This window comes from Dyella terrae (assembly GCF_004322705.1).
Taxonomy (GTDB): Bacteria; Pseudomonadota; Gammaproteobacteria; order Xanthomonadales; family Rhodanobacteraceae; genus Dyella_D; species Dyella_D terrae.
Map to the genome: position 1 here is coordinate 1,348,672 of NZ_SIZZ01000001.1, position 16,137 is coordinate 1,364,808.

Below are 16,137 nucleotides of genomic sequence, written 5' to 3' on the forward strand. Positions count from 1 at the left end.
CCGACCAGCCCCTGCCGCCGCATGTTTCGACATGCGGCGGCACGGTCGGAGGACCTCCCCTCGCCACCCGGCTCCCAGTCATGGACAATCCGTCCATGCGCGCAACCGCCCTCCTTTCGCCGTGACATCGTCACTGCCCCTCCCCTTCACGACGCCGATCGAACCAGGCCTGATGGTTATCCATGGCAATCGCCTGGAGGATCTGCGTGACCTGCTCACCGCCTGGCTTTCGCGCGCACCGCTGCGCCCGCTGGAAAGCGAACTGATGCTCGTGCAAAGCAACGGCATCGCCCAGTGGCTGAAGCTGGCATTGGCGCGACCGGCGTCACAGGGTGGCCTGGGCATCAGCGCGGCGGTCGATGTCGAGCTGCCGGGACGATTTCTCTGGCTGGCCTACCGCGCCGTGCTCGGTCACGACGCGGTGCCGCCAACGTCGCCCTTTGACAAGGCGCGCCTCACCTGGCGGCTGTTACGCCTGATCCCCGCGCATCGGGACGAACCCGCCTTTCGGCCGTTGTGCGACTTCCTTGGTGATGATCCTGACTGGCGCAAACGCTTCCAGCTCGCCTCGCGTATCGCCGACCTGTTCGACCAGTACCAGGTCTACCGATCGCACTGGCTGGATGCATGGGAACGTGGCGAGGATGCACTTCCGGATGACTGGCGCGGACGCAGCACGCCGCTGACCGACGACCAGCGCTGGCAACCTGCCCTGTGGCGCCTGCTGCTCGAAGACGTCGGGCCCGGTGAGCGCGACACCCATCGCGCCGCGGTGCACCTGCGCTTCATGGAGGCGGCGCGGCAACTGCGGAGCCGACCGGCGGGCCTGCCGCGACGCGTGGTCGTGTTCGGCATCTCGTCCTTGCCGCAACAGACGCTGGAGGCGCTGACCGCGCTGGCCGATCACTGCCAGATCTTCCTGGTGGTCGCCAATCCCTGCCGCCACTACTGGGCCGACATCATCGAGGATCGCGAACTCCTGCGTGCGGATCAGAAGCGTCATGCCGGCAAACCCGGCCTCCCCGCCGCGCTCAACTTCGAAGAGATGCATCTTCATGCCAACCCCTTGCTGGCCGCATGGGGCAAACAAGGCCGTGACTACATTCGCCTGCTCGATGCCTTCGATCGACCGGAGCGCTATCGCCCGCAGTTCGCCGCCTGGCAGCGCGGCATCGATCTTTTTGAGGATACCCGGCGCGCCAACTTGCTCGAACAGGTGCAGCAGGCAGTACTCGACCTCGAACCGCTGCCGCGTGATCCCGCGCAGCGGCAGCCATGGCATGCGGACGATCCGTCGATCCGCTTTCACATAGCCCACAGTCCGCAACGCGAAGTCGAAATCCTGCACGATCACCTGCTGGCGATGTTCGAGCGCGCCGCGCGGGAGGGCAGCCCGCTGAGCGCACGTGACGTCATCGTGATGGTGCCTGACATCCAGACCTATGCGCCGCATGTGCAGGCGGTGTTCGGTCGCATCCCGCGCGACGACCCACGCCACCTGCCCTACTCGCTCGCCGACCAGCCCGACCGGGGCACCGTGCCCTTGCTCGTGGCGCTGGAGCAATTGCTGTCGTTGCCGGAATCGCGCTTCACGGTGAGCGACATACTTGATCTGCTCGACGTGCCATCGCTGCGCCAGCGTTTCGGATTCGACGAAGCGAGCCTTCCGACCCTGCGCCGCTGGATCGAGGACTGCGGCATCCGCTGGGGACTCGATGGCGCCCAAAAGGCCACACTGGGACTTCCGCCCGAGCCGCAGAACAGCTGGCGCTTCGGATTGCGTCGCATGTTGCTGGGCTACGCCACCGGCTATGGCGACATCTGGGAAGGCATCGCGCCCCATGGCGATGTGGGCGGCCTGGATGCGGCCCTGCTCGGCCCCTTGAGCCAGCTGATCGATGCGCTGGAAGCCAGCTGGCGCAACCTGGGCGAACCTGCGACGCCACACGCCTGGGTGGAACGACTGCGCCGCCTGCTGCGCGACTTCTTCGATGCCGAGGAACAGGGCGACAGCGACCGGCTGGTGCGCCTGGACGACGCCCTCGACACCTGGCTCGACGCCTGCGACGAGGCGAGGCTGGTGCAGCCGTTGCCGCTCAACATCGTCCGCGAGCACTGGTTGTCGACCGTCGACGAAGCGCGCCTGTCGCAGCGTTTCATGGGCGGCGCGGTGAGCTTTGGCACCCTCATGCCGATGCGTGCGATCCCGTTCCGCGTGGTCTGCCTCCTGGGCATGAACGATGACGATTATCCGCGTCGCCAGATGCCGGCGGACTTCGATCTGATGGCCTTGCCGGGCCACGGCTGCCCCGGTGATCGTTCGCGGCGCGAAGACGACCGCTACCTGTTTCTGGAGGCCATGCTGTCAGCGCGCGATGCGCTGCATGTCAGCTGGGTGGGCCGCAGCGCGCGCGACAACGCCGTGCTGCCGCCGTCGGTGCTGGTCAGCCAGCTGCGTGATTACCTGGGCGCGGGCTGGTTCCTCGCAGGGCAACCGGACGGTGACCTGCTCTCCGCGATGACGACCGAGTACCCGTTGCAGCCATTCAGTGCACGCTATTTTGAAGCCAGTGCGGACCCGCACATCTTCACTTATGCGCACGAGTGGCAACGCGCCCATGTTGCGCCCGACGTAACGGCGCCGTCCCCGCTGGAGCCCTGGCAACCGGAAGCCGCACTGAGCCTGGGCCATCTCCAGGATTTCCTGGCGCGCCCGGTGCGTTTCTTTTTCCGTCAGCGCCTGAAAGTGAACTTTGGCGGCGAGCAGGCGGACACGGTCAACGACGAGCCATTCACCCTGGATCGCCTCTCCACGTACGCCGCCGTGCGGGAGATCCTGGACGAAGCCATGGGCGCCGACGAAGGCGACGACACCACGGCAAGGGTGGCCGCTTCGGCGCAGCGCTGGATCGCCGAAGGCCGATTGCCACCCGGCGGGTTCGGACCGCTGTGGGCGGAGGCGATCGCGCGCGAAGCACAGCACCTCTTGCGCGCCTGGTCGGCGGTGACCGCCGACTGCCCGCGCGTGAACGACAAGTTCGAGCTGCGCTATGAAGCACACGGCCTGGTGGTCGAGGAATGGCTGGCCGACCTGCGCCGTAACGAAGCGGGCGAACTTGTACGCGTCGAGCTGATCCAGGGCGAATTTGCCAAGGCGAAATCACCACGCCTGGAAAAGTTGATTCCGGCCTGGGTCACTCACCTCCTGGCGCATGCCTGCGACGTGCGCATGCACACCTTCATCGTGGCGCACGACGGCCTGTCGCAGTTCGCACCCTTACCCGCGGGGCATGCACGGGCCCTGCTGGACGATCTCCTGCGTGCCTTGCGACGTGGCCTGGATGCGCCACTGCCTGTCGCCCGCAAGACAGCCATCGCCTGGTTGCTTGCCGAAAGCGAGGGCAAGGACGCCGAAGAGGCCGCACGCAAGCAGTTTGACCGCAACGAAGGGGATCGCTACCACCGCGCGGAGATCGACGAAGACCCCTACCTTGCACGGGCGTGGCCGCAGTTCGAGGCGATGCGATCCGCCGGCTTCGACGCCTGGCTCCCGCTGTATCGACCGCTCGTCGCGGCATGGCGTCAGGGAGGCGAGGCATGAGCATGCAAGCGCTCGCCCCACTGCAGTTGCCGCTGCGTGGCATCCAGCTCATTGAAGCAAGCGCCGGCACCGGCAAGACCTGGACCATCACCGCGCTCTACTTGCGTCTGGTGCTTGGCCACGGCACGGCGATGCCGCTGTTGCCGTCCCAGATCCTCGTGCTGACCTTTACCAAGGCGTCCACCGCCGAACTGCGTGATCGCATTCGCGCGCGACTGGCGGAAGCGGCGCTGGCGTTCCGCCATCCGGAAGATGCCGACCCCTTCCTGCGCGACTTGATGGCCGCTTATCCGGATCCCGCGGCCCGCGCCCTGGCAGCGCGCCAGCTGGAACTGGCGGCGCAATGGATGGACGAGGCGGCGATTCACACCATCCACGGCTGGTCACAGCGCATGCTGGTTCAGCACGCTTTCGACAGCGGCCACGCCTTCGACCAGGACACCGATATCGACGAAAGCGAGTTGCTCGCCGAAGCCGTACGCGACTACTGGCGCCTCGAATGCCTGACGCTCGACCGCCACAGCGCCGCGCAACTCCAGCGCTGGTGGGCGTCACCGGAAGATTTGCAGCGGGACGTGCGTGACTGGGTCCGTAAACCGGAGGCCCAGTGGCGACTGGATGGCAAGCCATTGCCGGCATCGGCGAGCATTCGGGAGCTGCTGGCGAGCGCCATCGACGCGCGCACCGCCGCCGAGGCGCAGGCGCGGGGTTGTTGGCGCGAGCATCGTCATTCGATCGAACAGCTTATGTGGCAGGCCACGGAGCAGTCGTCACTCAACGCCAACTCGTACAAACCAGCGCGCCTGCCGTCCGATCTCGGCGATATGGCGAACTGGAGCGAAGGCGCGCCAATCGATGCGTCGGTACTGGAGCGTTTCCAGTCTTCCAAACTGGCCCGCGCCACCCGGAAGGGTGCGACGACGCCGGAGCACGAAGCCTTCGCACGGATCGAAGCCCTGCTTGAATGCGAACAGGCGCTCGGCGATCTGGCGCCACGCATCCTCGCCCACGCGATCCCCTGGCTCGCCCATCGCATCGATGACACCAAGCAGCGACGCGCGCAGCTGGGCTTCGATGACATGCTCAAGCGCTTCGACCAGGCGCTGCAGGGCATCAGCGGCCATCGTCTGGCCGCAACGGTCACTACCCAGTATCCGATCGCACTGATCGACGAATTCCAGGACACCGATCCCCTGCAGTGGCGCATCTTCAGCCGTCTCTATGCCGATCGGCCCGAACTCGGTCTCCTGCTCATCGGCGATCCCAAGCAGGCGATCTACGGCTTTCGCGGTGCGGACATCCACACCTACCTGCGCGCGCGCGAACACGCTGACCGACCGATGTGGACACTGCAGACCAACTACCGGTCGACAGCCTCCCTCGTGCAGGCGGTCAACCACGTCTTCGCGCGCGCGGATGCGTTTCCGGCAGGCGCCTTCGGTTTCGGTCACGGCGCATCGGGCTTGCCCTTCCAGCCGGCGCTTGCGCGCGGACGTGACGATCGCCTGACCCTGGATGGCGAGGACATGCCAGCCCTGCAGTGGGCGTTGCTGGAACCGGGTCAACTGGTCGGCAGCACGCGCTATCGCGAACACATGGCGGCCCACGCGGCCGCCTGGCTGGTCGAACTTCTGGCGGCGGCGCGTGAGGGCCGCTGCGGCTTCGCGTCGGAGCAAGGTGACTTGCGCGCCTTGCAGCCATCGGACATCGCGATCCTGGTGCGCAAGGGCGCCGAGGCATCGGCGATGCGACATGCGCTCTCGCAGCGCGGACTGAAAAGCGTCTACCTGTCCGATCGCGATTCCGTGTTTGCCGCCGCCGAAGCGCAGGACCTGTCGCTTTGGCTGCGTGCGTGCGCGGAGCCCGCCTCCGACCGCGCCATGCGCGCGGCGCTGGCAACCCCGGGGCTCGGCATGGATTACGCCGGGCTGGATCGCCTCAACAGCGACGAGGCGCATTGGGAGGCGATGGGTCAGCGCTTCCAGGCCTTCCACGACACGTGGTTGCATCACGGCGTGCTCGCCATGCTGCACGATGTCCTGCATGCCTTCGATGTGCCGGCGCGATGGCTCGCCCGCGTCGATGGCGAGCGCGCGCTGACCAATCTCCTCCACCTGGCCGAGCTCCTGCAGCACGCATCGACTACGCTGGACGGGCAGCATGCACTGATTCGCTACCTCGCCGAACAGATCGCTGATGCTGCGGCCGGCCAGATGGACACGGCCGAGGAACAGATCGTGCGACTCGAAAGCGAGGCCGATCTGATCAAGGTCGTCACCATCCATAAATCCAAGGGTCTCGAATACCCGCTGGTGTTGCTGCCTTTTGCCAGCGCGCCGGCCAGGGCTTCGGACACCGTCGTCTGGCATGCCGACGATGGCAGTACGCTCATGGATCTGTTGCCCAGCGACGAAGCCCGACTAAAGAACGCTCGCGAGAGCCTCCAGGAAGACCTTCGCCTGCTCTACGTGGCACTGACCCGTCCGCGCTATGCCTGCTGGATTGGTGTCGCCGCCATCAACCAGAACCGCAGCAAGTCCTCTTGCCTGCACGACACGGCGGTGGGTTACCTGCTCCACGGCGGCGAGTCGATCGATGCCGCGCAGTTGCCGGCGTTGCTCTCCGAGGCCACCGCCGGATCCCCCGACGCCAGCGTGCGCGCACTGCCACGCGACCCTTCAACGACTGCGCTTCCGCCGGCGCGCGATGCCCATGCAAACGCCCGGACGGCACGCCACTATGCCGGCAAACCGCAGTCACGCTGGTGGATCGCCAGCTATACCGCGTTGCGCTACAGCGAAGAGGTCCTACCGACCGACATACCGGCACCGGAGACGGCAACGCAGGCCCGTATCGCCGAACTGGCGCCCGCGCCGCCCGAGCCGTCGCCTGCGGTAGCCGCGGGCATTCACGCTTTCCCTGCCGGTGCGGTGCCGGGCACGTTCCTGCATGACTTGCTGGAGTGGGTGGCTGCGCAAGGTTTCGCCGCAGTCGCCGCCGACCCGGCGCTCGCGGCAGAAGAAATCGCCCGTCGCGCGGAGCGCCGTGATTATGGCCTCCATGTCGAAACCCTGCGCCATTGGCTGCAAGACTGGCTCCATGCGCCGCTGCCCGTTCACGGCGAGCCGACAAGTCTCGGGCAGTTGCCACCCTCTCCTGCCTATCGCGCGGAGCTGGAATTCTGGTTCAGCGTCGATCATGTCGACACGCTCGCCCTGGACCGACTCGTCTGCGCACATACGCTTGGCGCACGACCTCGCGTCCCGCTGTTGCGCGACCAGCTCAACGGCATGCTCAAGGGATTCATCGACCTGCTGTTCGAACACGAAGGCCGCTACTACGTGGTCGACTACAAATCCAACAAGCTCGGCGCCGATGCGACGTCGTACACCGCCGATGCGGTGCGCGACTCCGTGCTGCGCGAACGATACGATCTCCAGTACGCCATCTACACCCTCGCCTTGCATCGACAGTTGCGCGTGCGCCTGCCGGACTACGACTACGAGCGGCACGTGGGCGGTGTCATGTACCTGTACCTTCGCGGCATCGATGGCCCCTGTGGCGGCATTCACCAGGAGCGCCTGCCTTATGCACTGGTCGAAGCCATGGATGCACTGTTTGCCGGACAGGAGGCCCCGACGCATGCATGACGATGCACGCCTCCAGTGGACCCTCAGCGATGAAGCAAAAACGCATCTGCGCGCGCTCGATCTCGCTTTCGCCCGCTTCCTCGCCTCCATGGATGCCGCGGCGAGCGCGGACTGGCTGCTGCTCGCTGCCCTTCTGAGCAGGCAGCTGGCCGACGGGCACCTTTGCATGGATCTGGCTCAATGGATGCGCGCGGCCGAGGAACAGGCCTGGCCGCCCGCCTGGCGCGATGCCATAAGGCGTACAAGCGGGCAGCCTGCGCCGGCCTGGCTTTCGGACGGGACCGGCCACGCTCCGGTGGTTCGCGACGGCACGCGACTCTACTTGCGTCGCTATTGGGATCACGAGCGTACCGTCGCACGGGCGATCGGGCTGCGACTGGGCACGGATACCCATTCGTCCGCCGCACTGGAACAGACCATCGGCGCACTGTTTACCGATGCGCGGGCGCCCGACTGGTCGCGCGTCGCCGCTGCCATTGCATGCCAGGGCGCCTTCACGGTCATCACGGGCGGCCCGGGCACCGGCAAGACAACCACGGTCGTTCGCTTGCTCGCGATTTTGCAGGCCCGGCAGCTCGCATCCGGAACGGGACCGCTGCGCATTCGGCTCGCTGCCCCAACCGGCAAGGCCGCCGCACGACTGACGGCCTCCATCGAGGGCCAGCTGTCGACGCTGCCCGTCGACCCTTCGGTGCGCGCCGCGATCCCTTCGCAGGTCGAGACGCTGCATCGCCTGCTGGGCGCGCGTCCTGACACGCGTGCGTTTGCCTATCACGCACGACGTCCACTCGCCCTCGATGTGCTGGTCATCGACGAGGCTTCGATGGTCGACCTGGAGATGATGGCCGCCGTGCTGGCGGCGTTGCCCGACACCGCGCGCCTGATCCTGCTGGGTGACAAAGATCAGCTGTCGTCCGTGGAGGCCGGCGCCGTCCTGGGTGACTTGTGCCGTCGCGCCGATGCGGGGCACTACACGACGACGACCGCACGCTGGATCGCCGCGACGACGGGCGACGATATCCAGCCCTGGGTAAGCGAGGATGCGCGCCCGCTCGATCAGCACATCGTGATGCTAAGGCACAGCCATCGCTTCGACGCCGACAGCGGCATCGGTCGACTGGCACACGCTGTGAATACGGGCGATGCAGGCCATGCGCAATCCTTGCTGGAAAGCCAGCATGCCGGCCTGGCATGGACCGATGGCGCATGCGACCTGCGGACCTTGCGCGAACTCGTACTTGGCGAAAGCGGGGCCGGCTACCGCGCCTATCTCGACGTCATACATCGTGACCGTCCTCCGGCCGGCGCCGCCCCGGACGCATTCGAAGCCTGGGCTCGCGAAGCACTGCATGCTTTTGGCCGGTTCCAATTGCTGTGTGCGGTGCGCCACGGCGAGGAGGGCACGGGCCGGATCAACCAGCGCGTGGAGGAAATCCTGCAACGCGAAGGCCTCGTCGATGCCAGTCATGCCTGGTACGAAGGGCGTCCCGTCCTGGTCACCCGCAATGATTACGCACTGGGCCTGATGAATGGCGATGTCGGCCTGACGCTGCGCATGCCCAATGACGAGGGTGAGACGGTGCTGCGCGTGGTCTTCCTGGTCAGCGACCCTCGCCGGGGACGCGTTGACACCATCCGATGCGTGCTGCCCTCGCGATTGGGAGCGCTCGAATCGGTATTCGCGATGACCGTCCATAAGTCACAGGGCTCGGAATTCGATCACACCGCTCTCATCCTGCCCGGACGACGCAGTGCCGTCGCCACCCGAGAGTTGCTCTATACCGGAATCACCCGTGCCCGCTCGAAATTCAGCCTGATCGCACCTGCGGCCATGCTGGGCGAAACCATCCGGCAGAGGGTGTCGCGGCATTCCGGACTGGCCGAACGCCTGGCAGGCGACGACTGACCCGTGGGTGGCCCCTCACCCAAACAAGAAAAGAGCGGCCTGGGCCGCTCTTTTCGTTCTCTTGCATCCGGGATGGGCCTCGCGCCGGGGCTAGGGCGTGCACGAACCGCCGTCGAGGTTGCTGATCGCGGCGCGACCGCTGCTCTCCACGGTCAGGTTTTTGCCTGGCACCTTGGTGTTGCTCATGCTGCTGCCACCGGCCTTGGTGCAGACGGAAAGACTCGCGTCGGCCAGGGGAGTCAGTTCCCCGCGTGCGTTGAAAGTCATCATGGTATTGCCCGAGGCTCTCAGCGACACCGTGCCGTTGGTCGACGTCACGCGCAGAAGCTGATAAGCGGCATTCGCAGCGTTGTAATCCGTATTGGCCGTCGGCGTTACGTAGATCAGCCAGCCACCATCGAAACTCGCGCTGCCACCCGTCGCACAAGCCGTTGCTGCCTCACCGGCATCCGAAGCGCGGGGGCAGACTGAAACCAGTCCGCGGCGGGTGATGGCCTCGCTGCGCGCGTACTGGAGATCACCAAGGAGACTGTTGGATTGCGCGATGACAGCATTGCGCCGCATGAAGTCGCGCAGGTTCGGCAAGGCAATGACGGACAGGATGCTAAGGATGATGATGCCGAGCATGAGCTCGACCACTGTGTAGCCCGACTGATGGCTTCGCGAGTGACGCCCGGCCATTACCTTAACCATGGCAGTACTCCCCGATGTTAGCCTGGGCATCTGCCCGCGCCTTGGTCCTGGCTTCGCCACTCACCTGGGTCGCGTTGCCGATGTCCCCCTGCCCCACGATCATCGACTGGCTGTCCACGAGCTCCAGGTTGCGCCTCGCCGTCTGGCAAAGCTCCTTGAGCTTCGCCGAATTGACTTCTTCCATGCTCTTCTTCGGCTCGTCACCCTGGGTCGGAACCTGGGCCGGCTGCGTGGTCGTCACGCCGCCACGAAGCGTCATCTTGGATGCACCCGTCGGGGGTGGCTGCTGGCCGTAATGCACCGTACCGGCGGCGTCGGTCCACTTGTAGACCTCCTGCGCTGATACCGCCGTTGTCATCACTGCCGTCACCATGCCCATGGCGATCAACCACGCACCGCTTCGCGCCAGGCTACGCATGCTTATTTCCCCCAGCACACGGGATTGTTGGCTGTCGTGCCCGTCGAGGTCTGCACACCGGCACGGTTCATGGACATCGACTGGCATGGAGCGTCATCGCGCTGCTGCGTACCTACGGCGGTCGCCACGATGGTGTAGTCGGTGCTCGAAGCGGCGATCGGGGTGGTGATCTGGTACAGGCCACCCTGCACCGTCGACGATGCACCCAGGTCTGCGATCGCCGTCGCATAGGCGTTGTGCGAGTAGAAGTACTGCTCCTGGCGCGTGGCCAGATCAAGCAAGGCGCGCTGGGCATCGGTGCGATGCGTGCGCACGACGTACTTGCGGTACGACGGCAATGCGACGGCGACGAGGATGGCGATGATCATCACCACCACCATCAATTCGATCAGGCTGAAACCTTGCTGGCGCTTCATGGGATATCCGTTCACTTGGTCAGGGGCTCGCGCCAGGAAATTTCACCGCTGTTGACGCCCTGCAGGCCCTTCACGTCGTAGCAGATGATGGCGCCACTGGACGTCTGCACGCAGACGCGCAGTTTGTCCTTGCCACCCTCACCCGTGCCGCCACGATGCAGACTGGGCTGCGAAGGCAGGCCGGCGCCAAGCGAGACATTCCGGTTGAGCTTGTTGGAGGTGCTGGACACAGTGCCAAGGAACGACACCAGCGCCGGGTCAGGCGAACCCGTACGGTAGTTCATGCCGTACAGGAAGCCATCGCCCTGATCGGTGCAGGTATCCGTGCCCGGTATGTAGCTGGTCGTCAGCAAGACACCCGCCGACAGTGCCTGCGCACTGATCACGCGTTCGGACGGGATCGTCGTGGTACCGCTGGTGTTGCTCAGCTGATACGTCCAGCCGCGGCCCGAGCCAATGCTGTTCTGCAGGTCGAAGGTGGTCTTGATCGTGGAATCGGAGCCCAGGCCCGTCACGTTGCCACTGGTGTCCACCACCACGTTGGTCACGTCGAACAGGCCCGTATAAGTCGCGGCCGTCGTGCTGTCGACCACGCCCACGACACGCTGACGCTGGGTGTCGGCCATGTCGCCCTTGGTATAGGCGCGGCCCGTGCCAAAGAAGACCATCTTCTGCATCGCATCGTTGATGCCCAGGGTCGGTCGCACGGATACCGGGCGGTCGAGGCCACTGATCACGGAGCGACGCGTCCAGTCGGTGGGCTTCACGGAGCCACCAAAATCGATCGCCCAGACGCTGCCGCCGAACGGTGCAGCCGCACCCTTCACGCTACCGAAGTACAGCGATTCGGCCACGCCATCGAGATCGAAGTCGGAGGCAATCAGGTCGCCGGCAAAGCTCGTATCACCCGCACCGGTGCTACCCGTGTTGACGAAGTCCAGCGTGCGGGCCGGCACTGCCGTGCCAACGCTGGCGAGATCGTAGCTGCGAATCTTGACCGACACCGTCGAGGCCGCCGAACCGCCTTCCACCTTGCCCACGCCGCCGTTGTCGGTGGTGCCGGAGCCGGTGAACAGGAAGAACTTGCTGGGATCCGGGTTGGTCTGGTTCTTCGGACGGAACATCGCCACCGCCGGCACCGACGACGTGTACGTCGCCACCAGCTTGGTGATATCCGAGCAGGAGACCACGCTCGCGCTGCATGTCGTGCCGCTGAGGTCGACCTGGGTCAGCTCGGCCAGCACGCGCGGCGCCGCCTCGGGATTGGTGACGTCCAGCACCACATAAGCGGAGAACGAGTTCTGCGCCGTGATATTGGTGGTGCCCGCCTTCAGCTTGGTATCCACGCCAATGGCGCCGCCACCGAAGCGGAACGGCACGATCAGGATGGTGCCCCAGCCGTCGGGATGGCACTGGGTGGTGCCATCCAGGGTGCAGTTGTTATCACCGGTGAAGATGCGCACGTCCTGCGAAATCGGCGAGCCGTCGACATAGAACATGTGCGCGTACGCGGGGTCGGCCATCCAGCGCAGATGCGGCAGGAGATTACCCGGCACGTAGGCCCACACTTCGCTGCCCAGCGGGTGTGCAGTGAGCTTGTTGTTGAGCTTGCAACCCTTGGTATCGCAGGTCTTCGGCTGCGTATTGAGCTGGTGCGCCGAAGCGTCGTAGAAGCCGCCATTGAACGCATGCAGCATGCCGTCGTTCGCACCCACGTACACCATCTGGCGGCGCTGCTGGTACACGCGACGGAAGCTGCCGTAGCTCTTGTCGCCATAAAGCAGGTCGAAGGCTTCGGCCGGCGTGCCCACGGCCAGCGGCGTCGAGTTGATGATGTCGCCCAGGCGCAGCACGGTGGTATCGATGGTGCGCGTGCGCCACGCGGCCGCGTCGGCCGCAGCCGGTTCGGTACCGCGAACCCAGCTCACCAGTTTCTGCGCACCCGCGGCGCTACACGTATTGAGGAAACGGTAGTTGCCGGTGGCCGTGGACCCGACCGAGCAATCGCCGGTGCCGGTGAACGCGCTGGTGCCCCACAGGAACGGGATCTGCTCGCCGTCGTCGACGACGCCGTTATGGTTGGCGTCGACCCAGGTGAAGATGTAGCGACCATTGGCATTGTTCGCGACATCCGAGTAGGTGCGCTGCGTGTCGGTCACCAAACTGGTGGAGGAAAGACTGTTCTGGGCCGACCAGACCGGGGTGAGCTTGTCCAGCGTTTCACCCGCGCAGGCGGCCGGCGCAATGACGCCGTTGGGCGGCAGGTCGCCTTCGTTGTCGTACGTCTTGAAGCGCGAATCGCCCGCCGTGGTGGTACAGAAGATGACGATCTTGCTCTGCGTGATGTCGCCCATGGTGGGCACGCCATTCACGCTGTAGCCGCCAATGCGCATGCGTCCCTGGTTATCGGTCCACAAGGCATTGAGCGAGCCGGTCCAGCCCACCTTCTGGCTACCGCTCTTGTTCTGCTGCTGCGCCTGGTACAAGGCCTGGTAAGTCAGACCATCACCGTTGGCGCTGCTTGACACCACCGCCGCCGAGGTACCGGAGCCGGAGCGGGCAAGGATCTTGTTGAACACGTCGGCGAGACGCTCGCCCAGCTGGCCGGGGTTGCGCACGGCGAAGAAGGTGTCGGGCAGGCCGTCGCCCTTGCCATCCGCGCGCGGCTGTCCGGTGTTGTTGTCCACGCGGTCCCAGTTCGACACTTCGCACTTCGGCGGGTCGCAGGGGCCGGTGGCAATCGTATTGGTGCCCTTGATCAGGACATCGGTGAAGCCGCCGTACTTGGCGGCATAGAACAGCGGGTTTTCCAGCTGCTTCGCCGACGCGCCACTGCCCACCTTGTACTTGGCCACCTGGGGCAGCGTCCACTTGCCTTCATTGTTGCTGGTCGTCGGCTCGCCATTGACGGTCAGGAAGCTGCCGTTCTTGTCACCCGGACGAAGGATCAGGCGCTTGACGCCGTCGTCGTTCGAACCGGTGACCGAGTAACCGGAGAGCATCGCGTTGCCTGCATACGCCGACAGCGTTTCGATGCGCACCAGCACTTCGTCGTCACCCACGACGGGCTGGTTCTTGGTGGTTGCGCCGGTGCACACGGTCGAATCCGAGCGCCAGCAGATGTCGTAGCCGGTATAGGCCGTGCCGTTGGTGTTCTTGCGGCCGGTCTGCTGGGGGTCCTTGCAGGTCGCACCCACGCAGTAGGTCATGATGCTGACCACGTCGTTATCGTGGTCATTACCCCACAATGAGTCTTCCCACACCAGCGAGAAGCTGCCTGCAAGGCCGTCGCTGCGCAGATCGCGGCCGTAGATGTATTTCGGAGACACCGTCGCCGTCTTGGGGCCGATGCCGACTGCGCCCAGGTAGCAGCTACGCCAGCCCGTGCCGCTGATCGCTGCGGTGCCAGAGTTGTTTGCCTGACACATCGGGGCCAACGTGATGCTGCCGGACGTGCCCAGCGGGATGGTGAACTTCGGCAGGTTTTCCGCCAGCGCCACGGCGTAGGTCTGGATCCTGTTCTTGTAGCCGACGCAGTTCTTGCCGTCGGAATCGCACACCTGCGGACGATCAAGACCCTTCGGCGTCTTCAGGCCCGGACGCATATCAAGGGTCCAGGCCTTGTTGGCCAGACCCGCGATCATGTAGCTGCCTTCCATGGACGGAATGTCAGGACAGATGCCGCGCACCAGCGAAAGCTTCGAAACCGCCTGCGACTTACAGAGGTCTTCGTGGGTATTGATGGCCGTGCCCACGGGCGTCGTTCCGACGCGACCCACCACGTAGTTTCCGGAGATGCCTTCGGCAGTGGCCACATCATCGGTGGCCGATTCGGCTGTCGTGGTACCGAAAGCCGACACCGAGGGAATTTCGTCGCTGTCGAACGAGTTCAGGCCCGTCGACAACACGATGATGCTGCAACCGGCGCAATAAGGATTGCGCACGCTGGTGTCGGTCAGCTTGCCGTAGGGGTCAAGCCAGGCGGGCGTGGGAAGCGCGCTGAGATCGCCCGTCGCGGTGAAGCCGGCGGTCTTGTCCTGGCCAGAAATGTAGCGCAGTGCCTCGGCGTACATTTCCGAGAGCGGATTGCCCCAGGCGCTGCATTTCTGCGGCGTGCCGCTGTAGCCGCTGAGCGACGTGGTCGAGCCGGGATTGCTGAGCCAGGACTTGGACGACTCGCCGGAAACCTGGCGGTTGTAAATACTGTAGTTGTTGCAATCGGTCCAGTTGTTCGTCCAGTTCCACTGCGTCAGCGCGAATCCATTGAGCGTATTGATGATGCCTTCGTTGCTCGCCGCCTGGTTGCAGAAGGTGCCGTCGGCCAGGTTGATTTCGTCGCCGCTGACACAACCGGAATAGGTGCCGTCCGAACCCGGCGTGCCGTTCGCGGCAAGCTTGCCGATATTGCGGCGCAGGACACCGCCCGAACGGGGCGCCGAGAAGCTGCCGGTCATCAGGCCGAAACGCATCTGGCCGTTTTCGCCGTAGCGCTGCAGCAGGCCCACCGGCTTGAAGCTCGTCGTGCTGGTGCCGTAGCGCTGGCAGAAACTTTCGCGCACGGTTGCGGTGGTGGACGGATCGCAGACTTCGACCACGACGTTGAAGTTCTTGTCGCCCAGGCCGTCCGAGGATTTGGAAGCTACGTCCGGCTTGGCTTCGGTGCCGGCGTCTTCGTTCCAGTCACACTGACGGCTTGCCGTCGATGCCCACTCCGTCCAGTTGCCCTTGGCCACGCGCATCTGCGGCGTGCCATCGGCCGCGGTGCTGGCGTTACAGAAGGCGATGCCCGGCTTGGACGCATCCTGGGTGAAAGGCGTGAACTTGTTGACGTCGCTACCGGTGTAAACCTTGGCCCAGGCGTGCAAGTCATTGGGAATGACGGCGCGCGAAAGGACGGTCTTGGCGGCGGTATCCGTGCTGCGATAACCGCCGTACAACACATAGCGCACCAGATCCAGGCGGCTCATGGTGACCCAGTTGAGGAAGTTGCCGCTCCACGACGAGCCGTCGCACTTGTGCTTGATGGCGCCGGTGCCGGTTGCCGCGGCACTCCCCTTGAACTGGGAAGATCCATACTTGTAGCAAATGTTCGGGTCGAAATAGCCCGAATAGTTGAAGTTGTCGTTGTAGGTCACATCGACCTGGCCATCGCCATCGAGGTCGGTGTAATCCGTATACGCCTTGATGAACAGCTGCTCATCGCGCGACATCACCAGCATTACCAGCGGCGCTACGGCGCTCGCATTCAACGCGGGATAGGCGGTGTAGTCGGTCGCGCTTGCGACCTTGCCGTTTTTGTTGAGGCCGATGGCATCGCCGGGCACCACCGTCTGCGCATGCAGCGCGGACGTGGCAGTACACGCGATCAGGGCGCCAAGGCCCAGGCGCGTCAGCACCGAGCGTGCGCGCTGCCAGGAGGAATGTCGGATCTGTCGGATCATGAGGCGGTTCCG

The 16,137-nt window shown here is 65.0% G+C and carries 7 protein-coding genes; 3 read left to right on the plus strand and 4 right to left on the minus strand.

All coding sequences use genetic code 11. The features are described 5' to 3' along the window. Positions 1-172 precede the first annotated feature (172 nt). The 3 genes from recC to recD are packed head-to-tail and all read left to right on the plus strand — an operon-like array spanning position 173 to position 9,157. The gene (gene recC, locus EYV96_RS06055) at positions 173-3,601 is read left to right on the plus strand and encodes an exodeoxyribonuclease V subunit gamma (RefSeq protein WP_240732350.1); all 3,429 of its coding nucleotides are present in this window, start codon (positions 173-175) and stop codon (positions 3,599-3,601) included. Positions 3,602-3,603: 2 nt separating this feature from the next. Then, a complete protein-coding gene (gene recB / locus EYV96_RS06060) occupies positions 3,604-7,251 on the plus strand; it encodes an exodeoxyribonuclease V subunit beta (RefSeq protein ID WP_131151516.1) in 3,648 nt (1,215 codons plus the stop codon). Beyond that, positions 7,244-9,157: an exodeoxyribonuclease V subunit alpha gene (gene recD, locus EYV96_RS06065; RefSeq protein WP_205746099.1), complete on the plus strand. Its 1,914-nt coding sequence runs from the start codon at positions 7,244-7,246 to the stop codon at positions 9,155-9,157. The genes recB and recD overlap by 8 nt, the downstream gene beginning before the upstream one ends. Positions 9,158-9,247: 90 nt before the next feature. Here recD and EYV96_RS06070 read toward each other — a convergent pair whose 3' ends face one another. The 4 genes from EYV96_RS06070 to EYV96_RS06085 are packed head-to-tail and all read right to left on the minus strand — an operon-like array spanning position 9,248 to position 16,125. Then, positions 9,248-9,850, minus strand: coding sequence for a GspH/FimT family pseudopilin (locus EYV96_RS06070; RefSeq protein ID WP_165488660.1), 603 nt, complete (start codon positions 9,848-9,850; stop codon positions 9,248-9,250). Beyond that, entirely contained in the window at positions 9,843-10,268 is a 426-nt protein-coding gene (locus tag EYV96_RS06075) for a DUF4124 domain-containing protein (RefSeq protein ID WP_165488606.1), read from the minus strand. The genes EYV96_RS06070 and EYV96_RS06075 overlap by 8 nt, the downstream gene beginning before the upstream one ends. A 2-nt stretch (positions 10,269-10,270) precedes the next feature. Further along, positions 10,271-10,684, minus strand: a complete 414-nt coding sequence (locus tag EYV96_RS06080; protein ID WP_131150555.1) for a type IV pilin protein — start codon at positions 10,682-10,684, stop codon at positions 10,271-10,273. 11 nt (positions 10,685-10,695) lie between these two features. Next, on the minus strand, positions 10,696-16,125 hold the full coding sequence (locus EYV96_RS06085; RefSeq protein WP_131150556.1) for a pilus assembly protein: 5,430 nt from the start codon (positions 16,123-16,125) through the stop codon (positions 10,696-10,698). Positions 16,126-16,137 lie beyond the last annotated feature (12 nt).

Coding starts and splice junctions, on each gene's coding strand:
- recC (WP_240732350.1), top strand. CDS start 173: ATGGTTATCCATGGCAATCGCCTGGAGGATCTGCGTGACCTGCTCACC.
- recB (WP_131151516.1), top strand. CDS start 3,604: ATGCAAGCGCTCGCCCCACTGCAGTTGCCGCTGCGTGGCATCCAGCTC.
- recD (WP_205746099.1), top strand. CDS start 7,244: ATGCATGACGATGCACGCCTCCAGTGGACCCTCAGCGATGAAGCAAAA.
- EYV96_RS06070 (WP_165488660.1), bottom strand. CDS start 9,850: ATGGTTAAGGTAATGGCCGGGCGTCACTCGCGAAGCCATCAGTCGGGC.
- EYV96_RS06075 (WP_165488606.1), bottom strand. CDS start 10,268: ATGCGTAGCCTGGCGCGAAGCGGTGCGTGGTTGATCGCCATGGGCATG.
- EYV96_RS06080 (WP_131150555.1), bottom strand. CDS start 10,684: ATGAAGCGCCAGCAAGGTTTCAGCCTGATCGAATTGATGGTGGTGGTG.
- EYV96_RS06085 (WP_131150556.1), bottom strand. CDS start 16,125: ATGATCCGACAGATCCGACATTCCTCCTGGCAGCGCGCACGCTCGGTG.